Annotated in this window: 17 protein-coding genes; 14 read left to right on the top strand and 3 right to left on the bottom strand. The window is 53.3% G+C overall.

Annotated elements, in window-relative coordinates:
* Positions 1-134: 134 nt before the first annotated feature.
* Positions 135-1,547 (top strand): L,D-transpeptidase, encoded by a 1,413-nt coding sequence (locus OHJ21_RS15455; protein WP_486020466.1) that lies wholly within the window; start codon positions 135-137, stop codon positions 1,545-1,547.
* Here the strand turns inward: OHJ21_RS15455 and OHJ21_RS15450 are convergent.
* A complete protein-coding gene (locus tag OHJ21_RS15450; RefSeq protein ID WP_015736685.1) occupies positions 1,544-1,681 on the bottom strand; it encodes a hypothetical protein in 138 nt (45 codons plus the stop codon). The genes OHJ21_RS15455 and OHJ21_RS15450 overlap by 4 nt on opposite strands.
* A gap of 198 nt (positions 1,682-1,879) precedes the next feature.
* Between OHJ21_RS15450 and OHJ21_RS15445 the strand changes: the two genes are divergently transcribed.
* From OHJ21_RS15445 to OHJ21_RS15435, 3 genes are read left to right on the top strand one after another with little or no spacing between them, the layout of a single operon-like run.
* On the top strand, positions 1,880-2,974 hold the full coding sequence (locus OHJ21_RS15445; protein ID WP_207797508.1) for a quinone-dependent dihydroorotate dehydrogenase: 1,095 nt from the start codon (positions 1,880-1,882) through the stop codon (positions 2,972-2,974).
* 25 nt (positions 2,975-2,999) lie between these two features.
* Positions 3,000-3,812, top strand: coding sequence for a GTP diphosphokinase (yjbM, locus tag OHJ21_RS15440; RefSeq protein ID WP_076325749.1), 813 nt, complete (start codon positions 3,000-3,002; stop codon positions 3,810-3,812).
* Positions 3,802-4,245 carry a DUF309 domain-containing protein gene (locus tag OHJ21_RS15435; protein WP_326113827.1) on the top strand — a complete coding sequence of 148 codons (444 nt, stop codon included), beginning with the start codon at positions 3,802-3,804 and terminating at the stop codon, positions 4,243-4,245. The genes yjbM and OHJ21_RS15435 overlap by 11 nt, the downstream gene beginning before the upstream one ends.
* Before the next feature lie 83 nt (positions 4,246-4,328).
* On the opposite strand, the gene OHJ21_RS15430 is transcribed toward OHJ21_RS15435, so the two are convergent.
* Positions 4,329-4,784 (bottom strand): PCYCGC motif-containing (lipo)protein, encoded by a 456-nt coding sequence (locus OHJ21_RS15430; protein ID WP_127591497.1) that lies wholly within the window; start codon positions 4,782-4,784, stop codon positions 4,329-4,331.
* Positions 4,781-5,308, bottom strand: a complete 528-nt coding sequence (locus OHJ21_RS15425) for a thioredoxin family protein (RefSeq protein ID WP_100538472.1) — start codon at positions 5,306-5,308, stop codon at positions 4,781-4,783. Before OHJ21_RS15425 ends, OHJ21_RS15430 begins: the two co-directional genes overlap by 4 nt.
* Positions 5,309-5,467: 159 nt before the next feature.
* Here OHJ21_RS15425 and OHJ21_RS15420 point away from each other — a divergent pair, with 159 nt between their 5' ends.
* The 10 genes from OHJ21_RS15420 (at position 5,468) to OHJ21_RS15375 (ending at position 16,889) form a co-directional block, all read left to right on the top strand.
* Positions 5,468-7,072, top strand: a complete 1,605-nt coding sequence (locus OHJ21_RS15420) for an RsmB/NOP family class I SAM-dependent RNA methyltransferase (protein WP_100538471.1) — start codon at positions 5,468-5,470, stop codon at positions 7,070-7,072.
* On the top strand, positions 7,069-7,824 hold the full coding sequence (locus tag OHJ21_RS15415) for a pseudouridine synthase (RefSeq protein WP_100538470.1): 756 nt from the start codon (positions 7,069-7,071) through the stop codon (positions 7,822-7,824). The genes OHJ21_RS15420 and OHJ21_RS15415 overlap by 4 nt, the downstream gene beginning before the upstream one ends.
* Positions 7,825-7,862: 38 nt before the next feature.
* On the top strand, positions 7,863-8,663 hold the full coding sequence (locus OHJ21_RS15410; protein WP_100538469.1) for a Cof-type HAD-IIB family hydrolase: 801 nt from the start codon (positions 7,863-7,865) through the stop codon (positions 8,661-8,663).
* 260 nt (positions 8,664-8,923) lie between these two features.
* The gene (locus OHJ21_RS15405) at positions 8,924-10,138 is read left to right on the top strand and encodes a helix-turn-helix domain-containing protein (RefSeq protein WP_486020465.1); all 1,215 of its coding nucleotides are present in this window, start codon (positions 8,924-8,926) and stop codon (positions 10,136-10,138) included.
* Positions 10,139-10,186: 48 nt separating this feature from the next.
* Positions 10,187-11,257, top strand: a complete 1,071-nt coding sequence (locus tag OHJ21_RS15400; protein WP_486020463.1) for an ABC transporter substrate-binding protein — start codon at positions 10,187-10,189, stop codon at positions 11,255-11,257.
* Between the two features lie 11 nt (positions 11,258-11,268).
* A complete protein-coding gene (locus OHJ21_RS15395) occupies positions 11,269-12,111 on the top strand; it encodes an alpha/beta hydrolase (RefSeq protein WP_486020462.1) in 843 nt (280 codons plus the stop codon).
* A gap of 13 nt (positions 12,112-12,124) precedes the next feature.
* A complete protein-coding gene (locus OHJ21_RS15390; protein ID WP_486020460.1) occupies positions 12,125-12,910 on the top strand; it encodes a 2,3-dihydro-2,3-dihydroxybenzoate dehydrogenase in 786 nt (261 codons plus the stop codon).
* A gap of 70 nt (positions 12,911-12,980) precedes the next feature.
* Positions 12,981-14,225, top strand: coding sequence for an isochorismate synthase DhbC (dhbC, locus tag OHJ21_RS15385; RefSeq protein ID WP_486020459.1), 1,245 nt, complete (start codon positions 12,981-12,983; stop codon positions 14,223-14,225).
* Positions 14,226-14,228: 3 nt separating this feature from the next.
* A complete protein-coding gene (locus OHJ21_RS15380; protein WP_486020458.1) occupies positions 14,229-15,881 on the top strand; it encodes a (2,3-dihydroxybenzoyl)adenylate synthase in 1,653 nt (550 codons plus the stop codon).
* 21 nt (positions 15,882-15,902) lie between these two features.
* The gene (locus OHJ21_RS15375) at positions 15,903-16,889 is read left to right on the top strand and encodes an isochorismatase family protein (RefSeq protein WP_100538462.1); all 987 of its coding nucleotides are present in this window, start codon (positions 15,903-15,905) and stop codon (positions 16,887-16,889) included.
* Positions 16,890-16,898: the final 9 nt, after the last annotated feature.

The following is a 16,898-nucleotide window of genomic DNA, read 5'->3' as shown; positions in this document are numbered from 1 at the left end:
AACTTATACCGACGCCCTCTGCCCGACAAAGGCAGGGGGCGTTTTTTCGTACCTTACAATTCATACATAATTGGAGCAATGATACCGATATACAGGATAATAGAGGTAAAAATGTCATAAAAGGAGGCTCCCGAATGAACAATTCGCTGTACCTCAAAAGGTATGTGGAGACGCATCCTGATAATAAAATGGCCTGGTACCTGCTGGGCAAGGAGTATGAGCAGGCCGGTGAACAAGGCAAGGCAAATTACTGCTATAACAAGGCTGAGGGGGTCTATGAAGCCTTCGAGCTTAGCCAGGTCCCGTCCGATATATGGAAAAATTACGAACAGCGCTTATTGGAGATGGAGAGGGACAAGGACCGCAGACGAAAAAGAACCCGGCGTTTGCTTGCTGCGCTGGTGTTATTGCTGCTCGTATTTCTTCCTCCGGCCCAGGCGCCGGGCTCCGTTCCCGGGGATGTGGCATCGGATGTGTTCCCGCCGAATGAGCCGGTATCCGCCTCGGCCGTTAACAAAGAGAAGCGGGATTCGCGTAAAGAACCGCTGTACACCGCCGTTGCTTCTGGCCAGGGGAAGGATTCCGCCGGAGCCCTGTCCTTATTGCTCCGGAATCCGCAGGCATTGCCGAATTGGTCGGTTGCGCTTGGAATGAAGCCATCGGGCAAGTGGCTGTTATGGAGCAAGGACATGGAACGTTTATACGGATTGCATCGGGATGCTAAGGGCGCTATTGCGATCCAGCCATATGAAGGAGCTGCATTGGAGTGTGATTGCGAGCCTGCGGATAGTTCGCAGCTTAAGCGGAGCGCGGGGCAATGGGCGGATCTGCAAGTCGAGACGGCCGTGCTGCAGGAAGCGGTCAGCCAGTATAAGGCTCGGCATGGACGCCTGCCTAAAAGCTTGAATGAACTGACGCACCCGTATCCGAACAATTGGCTGTCCGGCCGTTCGAAAGCGATGGAGGAGATGTTTGGAGCTTTAATGAAGCAGCAATCCCAAGGAACTGACGGCCCAGAGGACCAACCGGGACAGCAGCCGCCTGGGAACGACCCGGAAGAGCCTGGATATTGGGGGACTTCGCCGAACGGGGATCCTTTTTTTGAGCAGCCGCTTCAGGTCATCATTGACCGGAAACGTCATCGGCTGGCCGTCGTGAGCGGCACCGTCATGCTGCGCAATTATGCGGTCGGGCTCGGAGGAGTGAAAACGCCGCTGGGTGATTTTCATATCAATGACAAGGTTGTTAATCCGAACGGGACCACAAAGGGCCCCTATGGGACGCGGGGAATGCAGCTGTCCGATACGTTGTACGCGATACATGGTACGCTGGATGTGGACAGCATCGGAGCGAATGAATCCGAGGGCTGCATTCGTATGCTTAAGGAGGATGTAGAGGAGCTGTTTGATCTGGTTCCGATGGGAACCGTCGTAAAAATTCGGGAAGGGGTTCTGCCCGAGAGCCTGTGGACGCCGAAAGAGCGTTTTAAGCTCAAGCATGCCCAGGGGCAGACCAACCCGGGCAAGGTGTATCACTGGCTGGATTAAGGCTGGGCGATCACAATCAGAACAATAATCAGGATAATAAGAAGAGCAATGCCGGAGCTAATCCATAGTATGGCCTTCTTATTAACCTCTTCTTTTTTCTGCTGCAAGGTTGGAGGCTTACGTTTGGCTGACATGTCTTTCCCCTCTTTCTCTCATGATCGTTAAATATGATTTGTACAATCTTCCTTTATTGTAAGGGGTTTGTCCCGAAATTGCCATATCGCTTTCTCGCCAGGACGAACGCCCCGGTTTACGCTGAAGAACTTTCTTTTTGAGACAGAAACGGATAAACTGAAGGATAGAGAAATAACTGGATGAGAGGAAGAGTGGATGTGCTGTACCGCAACATAGGCAAACCTATATTTTTTAAACTCGACCCCGAAAAAGCCCACCACCTTGTGGTTGGCGGCCTTGGACGTGCCTCCGGCGTGGTTGGCGCAGACGCTGTCATGCGAGGGATGTACGGTGTTAGCGAAACACCGGATTTGGCAGTGGACCTGTTCGGTCTTCATTTCCCGACACCGGTCGGACTTGCCGCCGGATTGGATAAAAATGCTCAGGCCGTCAAAGGATTCTCCTCCATCGGCTTCGGATTTATGGAAGTAGGCACGGTGACCCCGAAGGGACAACCGGGCAACGAACAGCCGCGCTTGTTCCGCCTTCCTCCGGACGAGGCACTCATCAACCGGATGGGCTTCAACAACGAAGGGGCCGAGGCGATGGCAAAAAGGCTGTCTGGACTCAAGGAACGCCGTATTCCGGTTGCCGTCAACATCGGGAAGAACAAGGCGACCCCGAACGAGAAAGCCAACGGTGATTACGAAGCTTGCATTCAAGCTTTATTTCCGTATGGCGACTTTTTTGTTGTCAACATCAGTTCACCGAACACGCCGGATTTGCGCAGCCTTCAGCATGGGAGCGAATTGTCATCCTTGCTGGAGGCCGTAAAGAACGAAATGTCCCGCCAAGCCAAGATTCATGGAGGCGAGAAGGCCGTCCTGGTGAAGATTGCGCCGGATGTAAGCGATGAGGAACTGGAATTCATGGTAGATACGATTCGTGCAAGCGGGGTTTCCGGCATCATCGCCACGAATACGACGCTTTCGCGGAAGGGCCTGACGCACAGTAACGCCAAAGAAACCGGCGGCCTTAGCGGGAAACCGCTGCGTAACCGGTCAACGGAGATTGTATCCCGGATATATAAGCAGACCGGCGGTGCGCTTCCAATTATCGGGTCTGGCGGAATTTTTACGGCAAGTGATGCTTATGACAAAATACGCGCGGGCGCAAGCCTGGTGGAAATTTATACAGCACTTATCTATGAAGGGCCTGAGGTGAACCGCAAGCTTCATTCCGGTCTCCGGGAGCTGCTTGCACGGGATGGCTTCAGCCATATTTCCGAAGCCGTCGGGGCTAATCATCGGTAAAGGGGTAAAGACAGGAGGCAAGGCGATGGACGTTAGAGACTGGGGGACATTTTTGCTTCCGTATGAGCAGACCGTTGAGGAATTGAAGGTTAAATTCAAGACGATGCGTTCCGAACTGAAAAAGCGGGAGGAATACGCACCTATCGAATTCGTAACGGGTCGGGTCAAACGGATCTCGAGCATACTGGACAAGGCGAAACGCCTCGATGTGCCGATGGACGAGTTGGAAACCGGGATTGAGGATATCGCAGGCATTCGGATTATGTGTCAGTTCGTGGAGGATATCCGGCGGGTAGCCGAATATATCCGGGCACGGAAAGACCTGACCGTATTATATGAGAAAGATTACATTACCAATTTCAAAGAGAGCGGCTATCGGAGCTTTCATATGATTATCGAGTATCCGGTGCAGACGGCTCTGGGGCAAAAGAAAGTGCTTGCCGAAATTCAGATCCGTACGCTGGCCATGAATTTCTGGGCGACGATTGAGCACTCGCTTAGCTACAAGTACCGGGAAAGTCTGCCGGATGACATTCGGGCACGGCTGAAGAAAGCCGGAGAAGCGGCGAATACGCTGGATACGGAAATGTCGAGCATCCGGGAGGATATATTGGAGGCGCAGCGGCAGTTCGAGGACGATTCCAATATTACGACACAGGTGCTGAACGCGATACACAAGCTGTATTTCTTCCACCTGGTCAATGAGGCGATTGCTTTTCAGAGCCGGTTTAATGCGATATTTCAGGATCATGACATGGATGCGATGAAGGTGCTTCTGGACGAGGTGAAGGAGCTGCTGGCAGAAGCCAAGAAGAAAGTAAACGAACATGAGTTATGAACCGCTGTATGTCGCTTACCTCGTCTACTTTAACCGGGATCAAGACTACTTCGAATGCCATGAGGTGCTTGAGGAACTGTGGCTAGCGCGGGAGCGGGATCCCAGGTATAAGGGGCTTTTGCAAGTGGCTGTCGGGCTTTTTCATTTCCGGAACAACAACGTAAGAGGAGCATATAAAATGTTCACAAGCGCTGTATCCCGCCTCGAGGGTTATCCCGGCGATGAACTGGGGATCTCGATGGGGAAGCTGGTGAGCGAAGTGCGGGAATACGCCAAACAGCTGTCGTCGTATAGCGTTCATCCATTCCCCTATAGGGATTTGACGATCGAAATTGGGGATACTGAGCTTAAGCAGGCAGTTCAGTTGGCATCGGAGCGCATCCAGCCGAACATTCCGCAGCGGCGAAAGCCGGAGCGGGCACATTCCAAGTAACCCTAGGAACAAGTGAAAAAAGAGCTGCCCGTCTGTAGAGGGATCTACTTTTGGGCAGCTCTTTTTTGTATGACCGTGCAGAATCAGGATTCGGTACCTTTATATTTGTCATCGATGAACTGCTTGATTTCCTCGACGGATTTTCCTTCGTCATGGAGCCGTTTGGCATCCTGCAGCTCGGTCAGGCAGATGCCGCATTGGGCGCCATGGTCCGTCCATTTGACTTCGCCGTCCTTGTTCTCGGCAATGAAGCAGCGGTGGAGGGAATCATGGTAGCCGTTCTCCTCATCCATGCAGCCGCAATAACATTTGATTTCCTTGATGATGTCCTCTAGTTCGCCGACCGTGGCATAGGTTGCCTGCGTATTGTCGGTATAACTCGACAAGAACTCCGGCATAACCGTCAAGCTGGCCGTTGTCTCATATCGTTCCGAATCGGCGCCGTGCTGATGCCCGGCAGCGGATTCTTTACCGCCGCATGCGGTCAGCAGCATGCCCGAAATGACGAAGGTAAAGAGGATGGCGCGAGTGCGGTTCATTTCGTCACGCTCCCTTTATACTTATCCAGGAATTGCTTGAAATCATCGATGGAGTAGCCTTCACTGGAACCTTCCGGTTTCAATCCGCCGACCATGCGTTCTTTCTCTGCACCGTTCTCGAAGTAGACCAGCGTCGGGGTAAACTCGATGTTGTACTCTCTCCAGCCTTCCTGATACTCGCGAAGATTGTACTGGTGCATCGTAATGCCGGCATCATCCGCCAAAGGCATCAGTTCCGGGGTCGTCGCACGGCAGTGCGGACAGTCGGATGCAAAGAAGTACACAAAGAAGTTCTCTTTGTTGTCGACCTTGCTCTTCAGCTGATCCGGCAATATAATTTGCTGGTAGTTCGGATCATTAAGGAGCTCTTGCGTAGCCGGGTTCAGGCTGGAGACCTTCTTGCCGCCGTACAATTCGCTTGCTTCTCCTTGACCGTTCAAGAAAATGAGTGCAGCAATCAATAAGACGAAGACTCCGCCGAAGGCGTATAGTGCGGTGTATTTATTCTTTTTTTTGCGGTTCATGGATCCACCCCCTAATGATTAATAATAAATAAGGACTTGTCCTTTTTAATGTAGTTTATTATACAATATTAAAAGTCGGAGCGGAACATGCGAATGTTTGCTTCAGCACGGTGAAAATATACTTCAGACGATACGATACAGAACAGGTAGGTACTATGTATGGCATTACGACTGCCCTCGCCGTTTCTGGCGAAGATGAAATCGCTGCTCGGCGAAAACTATGACAATTTTATGAAGTCTTATGAACAAGCCCCGAATGCGGGCATTCGGGTGAATACCCTGAAGATCAGCAGAGAGGAATTCATGAAGTTGTCCCCCTTTGATCTTGCGCCCATCCCCTGGTGTTCAACCGGTTATTATACTCAGGCTGGTGAACGTCCGGGACGGCATCCTTACTATCATGCGGGGTTATATTATATCCAGGAGCCAAGCGCCATGGCTCCGGTCGAACTGCTTGGCGTAACGCCGGGAGATCGGGTGCTGGATCTGTGCGCGGCTCCCGGCGGCAAATCTACGCAGATTGCGGCAAAGCTGAATGGGCAGGGGGTATTGGTCAGCAATGATCTTCATCCGGACCGCACCAAAGCGCTTGCCAAAAACTTGGAGATGTACGGCGTACGGAACGCCGTGGTGCTCAATGAGGATCCGGAGCGGATCGCAGGTGCATTCCCCGGATTTTTCTCCAAAATATTGATCGATGCCCCCTGCTCCGGCGAAGGGATGTTCCGCAAAGACGAATCCATGCTGAAGTACTGGGAAGAATCGTCTCCGCTCAAGTTTGCGGAGATGCAGCGGGACATCCTGAAATCGGCTGCTGCCATGCTCCGACCGGGAGGTCGGCTGGTGTATTCTACCTGTACCTTCTCGCCGGAGGAGAATGAAGGGATGATTGCGGAGTTTCTGAATGAGCAGCCGGATTTTTACGTGATCCCGGTGGATCATTCGGAATCTTTTTCTCCGGGGGAAACGAACTGGATGACGGGACAGGAAGATGTGAAGGAGGACGTGCTGAAGCAGCTTTCCGGGACCGCAAGACTGTGGCCGCATAAGGTCAGAGGCGAAGGGCATTTCATGGCTGTGCTTCAGCGGGAAGGCGAGCCGGACATGCATGAGGCTGAACGGGAACAAGCTCCACTATTCAAGCCAGACGCCTTGGTCAATGGGTCGCTTGCTGTAACTTCCCGCACAGAGCACGCCCGTGAGCGTAAAGGAAAAGCGGCCCTTCGGGAGGAGCGCCCGGGTAAAGCAGGGAAATACGGTAAAGGTGCAGCGCGCCAACAGGGATCCCGCCGGAGCGGAGCAGATTCTCCATCGGGTTCGATTGCGATCAATCTGTTCCAAGCCTTTATCCGCGAGCAGCTGGATATGAAGCTGACCGGCTATCCCGTAATCTACGGGAACCATGTGTATGTCTCGCCCCTGCCGGAAGACCGGCTGAAGCAGCTTAAAGTGATTCGTCCCGGATGGTATATGGGACAGTTGAAGAATGAACGGTTTATACCTGGACATCCCTTGGCTACAGCGCTTCAAGCGGATGAGGCTGTCAGATATGTCAGCCTGTCCTCCGAGGACGGAGAAGCGGTCCGGTATTTGAAAGGGGAAACCTTGTCGATTCCGGAAGAGCGCGTGATTTGTCGATCGGGTGCTGAAGCGAAGGGTTATGTGTTAGTGTGTATAGACGGATACTCGGCCGGTTGGGGCAAATGGCAGGCAGGAATATTGAAGAATGAGTATCCGGCAGGGTGGAGGTGGACATCGGTATGAGTGCTAAAGGCAAAAAAACAACGCAAAGATTGGACAAGGTGTTATCCAATCTTGGATTCGGCTCGCGGGCCGAATTGAAGAAAAAGGCCAAACAAGGGAGCATCGTGGTCAACGGAACGGTAATGAAGGACCCCGGTAAACATGTTGATCCTTATACGGATATCATTGAGTTTGAGGGAGAGACCGTGCAATATCGGGAATTCGTGTATCTCATGCTGCACAAACCTCCGGGCGTCATTTCGGCGACCGAGGATCTTCGTGACCGTACGGTGCTGGATCTTCTGGATGAGGAGTACCTGATCTTCGAGCCGTTTCCGGTGGGCAGATTGGATAAGGACACGGAAGGACTGCTGCTGCTTACGAATGATGGTAAATTAGCTCATGAGCTGTTATCGCCCCGGAAGCATATTCCGAAAACCTATGAAGCGATTGTAGAGGGTTGGGTGGACGATGAGGATGTGCGGTTGTTTGCTGCGGGTGTTACCTTAGATGACGGATACGTGACCTTGCCCGGCGAGCTGGTGATCCATTCCCATGAGGAACGAGGCGACGGTGTCCAGCTGTCCCGCATCTCGCTGACGATCCATGAAGGCAAATTTCATCAGGTCAAGCGGATGTTTGAAGCAGTAGGCAAAAAAGTCGTTTATCTCAAAAGAGTCAGCATGGGCGAGCTTCGATTGGATGAAAATCTTGAAATCGGGACGTACCGGGAGCTGACCGAACAAGAACTGTCTTTGCTCGGAAGGGCATGATCACGATAGAGAAATAGAGACTAAAGGATGGATGGAGAATGGCATACAAATTGGTAGCACTTGATGTGGATGGAACGCTGCTGAATGATGATCATGAAATCACGGAGAAAACGCGGAACACCGTGATGGAAGCCGCAAAACAAGGAGTGGAAATTGTACTGTGCACAGGCAGAGGACCGCTGAATTCGATTCCTTTTATGAAAAGCATGGGTCTAGGCGGTTATGTCATCAGTCATAACGGTGCGGCAACGGTAGAAGTGGAGACCCATAACATCGTTCATCAGTTCGGTATGGACCCGCTTCAGCTTGAGCCCTTCATGAAATACTGCCGTGAGCACGGGGTGCATTTTGACGTAAACACCGCATTCGAGATGTATGTGGACCAAGTGGAGGAACTTGCCGGCCCGGTGCGTTCGATGTACGAGAACTACTTGATGCTGCCAAGCAACTTACCGACATGGGAGGAGCTGTCAGACCCGGTCGTCAAATTTACCACCTTTGGTGAATCCGCCGATATTGACCGCGTTTACGCGGATTGGAGCCAGTGGACGCTTCCCTTCAACATGCTGCGAAGCGGAGAGTACTTCATCGATCTGATGCATCGTCAAGCATCCAAGGGAAGCGCGCTTCAGCAGCTGGCAGCAAGAAGAGGTTATGAGCCGGACGAGGTGCTTGCCATCGGCAATTATTTCAACGATATTACGATGCTGACCTACGCAGGGATGGGGATTGCGATGGATAACTCTCCGGTCGAGGTCAAGGCTGCAGCCAATGCGGTGACAACTTCGAACAATGAGGACGGCGTACACGAGGCATTGGTGAAATACTGCTTGTCGTAAATCGACTGTTTTATGAATGAGAACCCGCCACAGGACACTTGGACAAAGTGCCTGATGACGGGTTTTTTGCGTGGTTTGGAGCCTGTTAACAGGTTTCACTCAGAGCATGGGGACAAGCATTTCCTTCCAAATTTGGATTGACACGCTGCAAATGGCATGCTATTTTTATCAGTGAAAATGATAATCATTATCAATTATTAAAGCTGGTAAACATGCCTGCATAGCCTGCAAATCGTTTTATCGTAAAAAGGGGGCAACTCATGCGTACGGAAGAAGAGCTGAACATAGATAGCGCATTGGATTTGGATCGTAGCGGAAGAACCAGCCTGGTTGAGATTAAGGAGTTTATCGATTGTCATTATAACGAGGCGTTAACCATTGGCCAACTGGCCGGAATGGCTAATATTTGTCCAAAGTATTTCGTGGACCTGTTCAAGAAGACATTCGGCCAGACCACGATTGATTACCTGACGCATGTCCGCATGAATCACGCCAAGCGTTACTTGGCTGAATCGGACGATCGGCTTCGGGATATTGCACAGCGAGTCGGTTATAAGGATGAGTTCTACTTCAGCCGTATCTTTAAAAAGAAGGTGGGCATTTCGCCGTCGGAATATGCCCGAAATTCGAGGCAGCTTATCGCGGCCTGTTCCTCTTCGATCATCGGGCAGCTTGTGGCGTTGAATGTCATTCCTGCCGCGGCGCCGCTTGACGCGAAGTGGACCCCATTTTACTACAATGCCTACAACTCGGAGATCAAGTCCCGCTTGAAATTGACAAACCCTTATCCGGACAGCCGCTTTGAGGAAAATATCGAGCAGCTATTCCGGGCCAAACCTGACGCCATTATCGGTATGGATCATCTCGGTCAAGAGGAAATCGCCAAGCTGGAGCCTATTGCCCCCACCTTAATTGTTCCGTCCCATGCAGGGTGGAGGAAGCAGCTGGAGACGATCGCAACATTCCTGAACAAAGAAGAACAGGCACAATCCTGGATCGAGCAGTATGAACGGAAAGTGGTGCATGCCCGCTCACGAATGCAGCAAGTGGTAGGAAATGAGCGTGTTGCCGCGCTGCGGATATATGGGCAAAGCCTCTATATATACGGTAACCGGGGGCTTGAGGAGGTGCTGTATCAGGATTTGCAGCTACAGGAAGCCTGCGGACTGAATACCATGCGTAATCAACAGATCACGCTGGATGATTTGCTCCAGATCAATCCGGACCGGATCCTGATTGCGGTATGCCCTGAAGCCACATCACGCCGCTATTGGCTTGCACTTTTGCATTCTGCGAAATGGCATACACTCCGAGCTGTCGCTCGAGGCAGCGTCTATATGATCTCGTCCGATCCCTGGTTCGAATATTCGGCTCTTGCCGTGACGAGAATGCTGGACGAGGCATTGCTGCTGTTTACAGGAGATAGTCCAAACGGAGTTCTGGATAAAAGCCATGGTGAATCGTTTGCTACGTAATATATACTCGACTTAATTGAGAATCATTATCACAGGAGGAGATACATTGTGGCAGAACGTTTTAACCGTGGAAAAAGAAGTTGGAGGATCAAAACATCAGCACTTGTGTGCTGTGTTATCGTCATAGGCTTGTTGTCAGGCTGTGGGGGCAAGGCGGATTCCGAAGCAGCGGGCGGCGATCAGCCTGCAGCGAAGAAGGCAGCGGCTGAGACGTCCAGTAAGGTAGAGGGCAGCCAAACGTCGACGGAAGAAACAGGGACGAACAGTGAGGAGACGTCACCCAAGGAGGAGCGTACGGTAACGGATGAACTCGGGCATGAAGTGAAGATTCCGGCGGAGGTGAACAAAGTGTTTGCACCGAACATGGAGGATTCTTTGCTGAAGCTCGGCGTGAAGCCTGTGGCGCAATGGGCCAACGGCAAGATGGGACACACCTATTTGCAGCAGGAGCTGGACGGCGTCCCGCTGATTGATTTTTCAGGAGGCTTACCTTCACCTGAAGCCCTGATGTCCTATGAACCGGATCTCATCGTGCTTCATACCGAAACCTATGCTGCGGATGGTACATATGAGAAATATGCCAAAATCGCGCCAACGTATGTGTTTAAAAATGCTTCCGGTCATGTTGAGAAATCGCTGACCACCTTGGGGGAACTGCTTGGGAAAGCTTCGGAGGCCGAGACTGCCTTGAAAAATTATCAGCAAAAAGCAAGCGAAGCGAAGGCGAAGCTTCATTCCGTGGTGGGGGACAAGAACGTTGCCATCATTCGTTTTGCTCCTAGAGGCGTCAGTTTGATGGGCGGAAATTATCTCTGCGGATATGTGATTCATCAGGATCTGGGACTGGGCAAGTCCAAGCTGGTCGAGAACGAAAATGCAGCTAACATCTCGCTGGAGATACTGCCACAGCTGGATGCGGACTATATTTTTGTCATTAACGCCTACGATCAGGGAACGGAACGCTTAAAGGAAATGACGGAAAGCCCGATCTGGAAGGGCATGCCGGCGGTCAAGAATGGGCAGGTGTATGAAGCGAATAACGAATACTGGCTGGGAAGCGGCCTTATTGCCTACGAGAAAATCGTGGATGATGTCGTTCGCTCCATCACGGGTCAATAGGGAGGCACTGCATGAGCAACCATACGCCTTACGTTGATATGATGCGGCGCAGCGTAGAGCTGCCCCATGCGGAGCATTGGGTGATGCGCTCGAGGGTAGGGCAGCGCCGCTACCGAATCATTGCGGCACAGCCGATGGGACCGGCCCCGCCGTCTGGATATCCGGTCATCTATTTACTGGACGGCAACAGCGTGTTTCACACGATGGTCGAAACACTGCGCCTGCAGTGCCATAGGCCGGACAAAACTGGGATATTGCCGGCGGTCGTAGTCGGTATCGGTTACGAGACGGAGGGGCAGTATGCCCCGAATCGGTTCTATGATTACACGCCCTACCCCAACATGAGGTTCAAGAACAAGCTGGATGGGGGTCCCGTACCGGAACAGGGAGGAGCGGCTGAGTTCCTGCAATTCATCGAGGAGGAACTGAAACCGCAGATCGAGGGCGAGTTTAACATCGACCGCCGTCGCCAGACGATATTCGGTCATTCCCTAGGCGGGCTGTTCACGCTCTACGCCATGTTCGCTAAACCGCAGGCATTCTCGTGTTATATCGCGGGCAGCCCTTCTATTCACTGGAATCAGGAATATTTACAAGAGCTGGAGCAGCGCTTTGTCGAACGCGTCAAGGAAGAGCCATATCCTGTACGGTTGCTGCTTGGCGCAGGAGAGTTCGAGAGGTCCCATGTCACCGGCAATTGCATCAGCGCATCCCAACTCGCTGAACGCCTGGCTCTTCAGTCCGGGTATGGCATTCATGCCGAATTCAAGGAATTTGAAGGTGAAGGGCATTTGTCCGTGCTGCCTGTCCTCATCAGCAGAGCGTTACGGTTTGCCCTCCATCCTCAAGAATAAGGAGATGATCACCATGGAGAGTACAGGTATTAGAGGGAAAGTAGCCCTCGTGACCGGTGCCGCCCAAGGGATTGGCGAAGCGGTGGCACGAGCCCTTGCCCGGCAAGGAGCCGTTGTCGCGGCTTGCGACCGGAAGGAGGCCGAGTTGATCCGCCTTACGGCAGATTTATGCAGCTCAGGCGTACAGGCTGTGGCTTACAGGACGGATGTCAGCTGCAGTGCCGAGGTTGAAGCGATGGTCGAGCGGATTGAGGAGGAACTCGGTCCAATCGAGATTCTCGTTAACGTTGCCGGAGTGCTGCGAATCGGTGGGGTTGAGTCGCTTCGCGACGAGGATTGGCAGGCGCATTTCAACGTCAACACCCACGGCGTATTCTACACGTCACGCTCGGTCGTAAGGCGGATGGCGAGCCGTAATTCCGGAGCTATCGTGACCGTGAGCTCGAATGCATCCAAAGTTCCGCGGGCCCAGATGTCGGCTTATGCTGCTTCCAAGGCGGCGTCCACGATGTTTACGAAATGCTTGGGGCTCGAATATGCCCGTTATCATATCCGTTGTAACGTGGTTTCCCCCGGCTCTACGGATACCGAAATGCAGCGTTTGTTATGGAAGGATGATCAAGGTGCAGTTCCCATTATCGAGGGAGCGCCGGATTCCTTCCGCGTCGGCATACCGCTTGGTAAAATCGCCCTTCCTTCCGACATTGCGGATGCGGTCGTATTCCTCGTATCCGATCGGGCCGGGCACCTGACCATGCAGGACGTATGCGTGGATGGCGGCGCGACGCTAGGATGCTGAGCATTCGCGGATCTCATGATTTTCTAACTTCAATATACTAGGTAGGCTCATAAGCAGAGAGGAGACTGAAATGGTACACTATGATGCTCCAACCGCAGCCGAGGCTGCGCAACTTATGGAACAATACCGGGTCGGTTCGTCTTTCTTCTTCTCTTCCCCGCGCAAGACGTTGTTAACGCATGGAGAGTATTCAAGGTTGCCGGTTCCCGCGGGGACCGATCACAGATCACTGCCGGAGCGCATCGTGGAACTGCTGGAATGTGCGAAGCAAGCGGGCCGGTCGGATGCCGTTGTTGTAGGCGCCATACCTTTTGACATTCAAAAACCGGCCAGTCTGTTTATTCCGCTAACGGCCCAGTGGCATGATTCCCTTCTATTCTCTGCAGGCAAGGCCCCGGAAATGCCCCGAATTTCCAGTTACAAGGTCCTTTCCGTTCCGGAGCCGGAGGCGTTCAAGGAAGGCGTGAACCGACTGCTGGAGCTCATTCGTCAAAAGAAACTCCATAAAGCGGTGCTTTCCCGAACGCTGGATATCACGCTTCCCCATGCCTTGTCCATTCCTCACCTATTGAATCATTTAGCGTACCATCACTCCCATGGCTATACGTTTGCCGTACCATTGGCACCCGAGTTGTCCCACACTTCAAGTCCGGATGCCGTTGCATCCACCAGGACGCTGTTTGGCGCAAGCCCGGAGCTGCTCGTTACGAAGAAGGGGCTGCGGATCAAAGGAAATCCGTTGGCGGGCTCTGCGGCGCGGAGTGCCGATCCCGTTGAAGATCAGCGGCGGTCGGCAGCCCTGCTGTCATCCGCCAAAGACCGATATGAACATGCCATCGTAATCGATGCCGTAGCATCGGCCTTGCAGCCTTATTGCAGCAAGCTGGAGGTTCCCGCCGAACCTTCGCTCGTACAGACAAAAGCCATGTGGCATCTGTCTACCGAAATCAACGGCGTCCTGAAGGATGAATCGATAATGTCATTGGAGCTTGCCCTGGCGATGCATCCGACGCCGGCAATCTGCGGCACGCCGACCGCTGCGGCCAGGGATGTCATACAAGAGATCGAGCCGTTCGATCGCGGCTTCTATTCGGGAGCCGTTGGTTGGTCGGATGCCAACGGGGACGGCGAGTGGGCCGTGACGATTCGCTGCGCGGAAACGGAAGGAACCTTATTGCGGGTGTTCGCTGGGGCCGGAATCGTGACAGGCTCCATAGCGGAAGCCGAACTAGCCGAGACGTCAGCCAAATTCCGCACGATTCTGGCTGCCATGGGCTTGAATGAACAACAAACCACGATGTTGGAGGAGGAATGAGGGATGTTGACAGGTTGTAAGGCTTGGCCGGAGGAGTTTGCCGCCCGCTACCGGGAGGCAGGCTGCTGGCAGGGCGAAACCTTCGGAGAGCTCCTGCGGAAGCGGGCGGCAGCGCACGGGGAGCGGATTGCGATCGTGAGCGGCGATCAGCGCATAAGCTACGCTGAGCTGGACAACCGGGTGGACCGCTTGGCAGCGGGATTTCTTAAGCTCGGAATTAAAGCACAGGAACGGGTTATTATTCAGCTGCCGAATATCGCTTCATTTTTCGATACGATCTTTGCGCTGTTCCGCATCGGGGCAATTCCGGTTTTCGCTCTGCCTGTCCACCGCCGGAGCGAAATCGTATATCTATGCGGCTTCAGCGAAGCTGCCGCTTATATTATTTCGGATCAGGATTCGGGATTCGATTACCGTGACTTGGCAGCTCAGGTTCAGGCATCGGTTCCTTCGCTGCGCCATGTCATCGTTGCAGGCGACGCGGGCTCCGGGTCATTTCTATCCCTGGATGACCTGTATCTTGATGATTCGGGCAGTCCTTCACGCGGATTAGACGAGGAAGGTCCAGATTCTGGCGATGTCGCGTTCCTGCAGCTGTCCGGCGGGACGACCGGACTGCCGAAGCTGATTCCGCGCACGCATGACGATTATATTTACAGCTTGCGCATGAGCGCCGAAATCTGCTGGCTGGATAAGGAAAGCGTTTATTTGGCGGTGCTGCCCGTCGCGCATAACTTCCCGCTCAGCTCGCCGGGCGTGCTGGGGACGCTGTATGCCGGGGGAAGGGTGGTTCTCGCACGGTCAGCGAGTCCGGATGCGGCCTTTCCGCTGATCGCCTCCGAGGGCGTCACGATCGCGGCGGTCGTCCCGCCCCTGGCCTTAATCTGGCTTGAAGCGGCACCATCCCGCTCCGAAGACCTGTCCAATCTGCAGGTGCTGCAGGTAGGCGGGGCCAAATTCAGTGCAGAGGCGGCCAACCGCGTGAAAACGGTGCTGGGATGTAGGCTGCAGCAAGTGTACGGGATGGCGGAAGGCTTGGTGAACTATACCCGGCTGGATGACCCCGAAGACATAACGGTGCATACGCAAGGGCGTCCCATGTCCCCGTACGATGAAGTGAGGCTGGTCGATGAAGATGACGCCCAAGTAGCTCCCGGCGAAGTCGGAGAATTGCTGACACGGGGGCCTTATACGATTCGCGGCTACTATAAGGCGGACAAGCATAACGAGAAGGCTTTCACATCAGACGGTTTCTATCGAACGGGTGATCTGGCGAGCATGACACCCTCAGGATATCTGGTGATCGAAGGTCGTTCCAAGGACCAAATTAACCGCGGGGGCGACAAAGTCGCGGCCGAGGAGGTCGAGAACCATCTGCTAGCCCATCCGAGCGTGCACGATGCCGCCGTGGTCGCCATGCCGGACGAGTATCTGGGCGAGCGGACCTGTGCATTCGTTATCGTTCATAACGGTACGGTTAGCGGCAATGAGCTGAAGGTGTTTCTCAGAAATAGAGGGCTCGCTGCGTACAAAATCCCGGATCGGGTGGAATTTATGGATTCCTTCCCCCACACAGGTGTCGGAAAAGTAAGCAAAAAGAAGCTGCGGGAGCTTGCGGCGCAGAATCAGGACGCACGGGTGAATATTTCAAAATAACATAGAAATGAGGAGATATTAATGGCACTTCCTAAGATTTTACCTTATCCAATGCCAGGGGAGGCAGACCTGCCCAAGAACAAGGTGGCATGGACTGCGGATCCGAATCGTGCCGTGCTGCTCATCCATGATATGCAGCAATATTTCATCGACGCGTTTACGCCTGATCAATCGCCTGTCGTGGAGCTGCTCACCCATATTCAGAAGCTGCGTTCCTGCTGCGCAGAGCTTGGCATTCCCGTGATCTATTCGGCGCAGCCCGGGGGCCAGGCACCGGAGCAGCGCGGTCTGCTGCAGGATTTCTGGGGATCCGGCATCAACGACGGTCCCTACCAGAAAAAGTTCGTGGATGCGGTCGCGCCGTCGGAACAGGATATGCTGTTAACCAAGTGGAGATACAGCGCCTTCCAGAAAACCAATTTGCATGACATCATGCGCGAGCAAGGCCGCGACCAGCTGATGATCTGCGGGATATACGCTCACATCGGCTGTCTGCTGACCGCCAGCGAAGCTTTTATGAAAGACATACAGCCGTTCTTCATTGCGGATGCCCTTGCGGATTTCTCGGAAGAGAAGCACCGTCTGGCACTTGTTTATGCTGCCGAACGCTGTGCTGTTACGCTGACCACGGAACGCTTGGTTGCTTCGTTAATAACGCAAGAGCAGCGTTTTGTCTCGGAGCATTCTAAAGCTCCAAGCGGGGAGGCAAATACCGTGGATGCTGCGAAGGGACAATCGCTGCTGACGCTGCAAACCTTGCGGGAGAACGTGGCGGAATTGCTGCAGGAACAGCCCTTGAGCATCGGTGAGGATGACCATTTGATTGAATACTGGGGACTGGATTCCATTCGCATCATGAGTTTGGCCGAGCGATTCCGGCGTGAAGGCTTGGATATCAGCTTTGTGGAGTTGGCCGAGCAGCCGACACTGGCAGGCTGGTGGGGATTGCTTTCAGATAAGCAGAACGTGTGCGTGTCACCGCCCAATTATGATTACTATACGGTGTAAAAGGAGGGA

It is taken from the genome of Virgibacillus sp. LDC1 (genome assembly GCF_025792345.1).
Classification (GTDB): domain Bacteria; phylum Bacillota; class Bacilli; order Paenibacillales; family Paenibacillaceae; genus Paenibacillus_AQ; species Paenibacillus_AQ lautus.
The sequence above is the reverse complement of the archived record's forward strand: the minus strand, read 5'-3'. Positions and strand labels throughout refer to the sequence as shown.